The sequence below is a fragment of the Microcystis sp. LE19-10.1B genome (assembly GCF_027530565.1).
Classification (GTDB): domain Bacteria; phylum Cyanobacteriota; class Cyanobacteriia; order Cyanobacteriales; family Microcystaceae; genus Microcystis; species Microcystis aeruginosa.
The window spans coordinates 1-1,572 of the sequence record NZ_JAPZQM010000184.1 but is presented as its reverse complement, the minus strand read 5'-3'; the positions used below and the strand labels follow the sequence as shown (position 1 = coordinate 1,572).

General features: G+C 40.2%; 2 protein-coding genes. Both read left to right on the top strand.

Going from position 1 to position 1,572, the window contains the following annotated elements; translation table 11 throughout:
- Positions 1-61 precede the first annotated feature (61 nt).
- A complete protein-coding gene (locus O9332_RS06755; RefSeq protein ID WP_288024433.1) occupies positions 62-211 on the top strand; it encodes a hypothetical protein in 150 nt (49 codons plus the stop codon).
- A 166-nt stretch (positions 212-377) separates the two neighbouring features.
- On the top strand, positions 378-1,160 hold the full coding sequence (locus O9332_RS06750) for an endonuclease/exonuclease/phosphatase family protein (RefSeq protein ID WP_002759499.1): 783 nt from the start codon (positions 378-380) through the stop codon (positions 1,158-1,160).
- Positions 1,161-1,572 lie beyond the last annotated feature (412 nt).

Genomic DNA, 1,572 nt, shown 5'->3' with positions numbered 1-1,572 from the left:
TATGCAATGGACGGAGTTATAAGGGATGAAACCCTTATAGAGAAGGACATTGATGCGATTTTTGTCAATTGTTTTTGCTCTAGAGCGAACTAATCAATTAAGTCTCTTGCCAGATAAGGATTTAGTCGATTTATGCCCCCCTATCGAACCATACCAAGTAGCGAAGAACCGGAGTCAGGAGTCAGTATTCAGTATTCAGGAGATAGGGTGATAGGGTGATAGGGTTTTGGGGTGATAGGGTGATGAGACAGCTTCCCCACTTCCCCACTTCCCCACTTCCCCACTTCCCACTTCCCCACTTCCCCACTTCCCCACTTCCCACTTCCCCACTTCCCCACTTCCCACTCCCGATTCCCTTCCTCATTCTCCATTTTCCTATGAAACTAACAGCAATGTCCTTTAATATTCGCTACGATAAACCCGATCCTGATGAGCGTAATTGGCGAGTAAGAAGGGAAGCAGTAGCGGCTCTAATTGCTCACTATTCTCCCGATATAATTGGTACTCAGGAAGCTCGCGCTAATCAATTATTGGATCTACACCGTTTATTGCCAAAATATCAAAGTTTAGGCAGTGATCGCAGGGGGACAGGATTAGATGAACATTGTGCGATTTTATATCAACCAAATCGGTTAAAATGTTTGGAAATATACGAATTTTGGCTATCAGAAACTCCCGATATTGTTGGCAGTATCACTGAAGCTTGGGGTAATCCTTATCCCCGCATGGTAACGGGGGCTAAATTTCGCACTCTTGAGGGGCAAACTTTGCAGTTTTATAATACCCATCTCGATTACTATAGCGACAAAGCTAAGGACTTAGGTGCTAAGTGCATACAGGAGCATTTTTGTCAACTAGATTTAACAAAAGATTACCTATTTTTAACGGGTGATTTTAATGTTAATTCTCAACGATTACCCCGTCAGATTTTAACTCAACCTCTCCAGTCAGAAATTAGATTAAAGGATGCTTTAGCCGATTTGGAATTAGCCGAACAAATGAGCTTTAATAATTACACCGATACCCCTTATTTAGCCATCGATACAATTTATTATGATAACCGTTTACAGTTAGATTGGGCAAAAGTCGATCCTTCCCGTTGGTTGAATCTTATTCCTTCCGATCATTATCCCGTAATTGCTGCTTTTACCTTGCCCTAAAAATAGATGATTTTTTTATTTAGCAAATATATAGAGGGTAAAAGCTTCAGCAGACTTTGGTGATTCAGTGGTTAAATTTGTTCGGTGTTTTAAACAGGAAAAAACCTCAAGAAGTGATATTTTTGTGGCTATTAAGTAGCTGGTTATAATTAAATTAAAAATGGATTTTAGGTTCGATCCCCCCTGCCCCCCTTGATAAGGTAGGGTTGATTCATGAATCAACCCTACCATTGATAAGGGGGGTGTCTGATAATTTTTAACGCCTACCTAATTAGGGCTTGCTGAATAATGGTAAAACCCTTTTAAAATAAAGCTTTTGACCTGTTAAAGTCCGATGTTAGTGCAAGAAAATAGGATTGGGACTTTCAAAAACCTTGCATTATCCTTCTTGTAGTACATCGCTTGGTACAAA

What these genes read in the sequence shown, in the direction of transcription:
- O9332_RS06750 (WP_002759499.1), top strand. Translation starts at nt 378, where the DNA reads ATGAAACTAACAGCAATGTCCTTTAATATTCGCTACGATAAACCCGAT.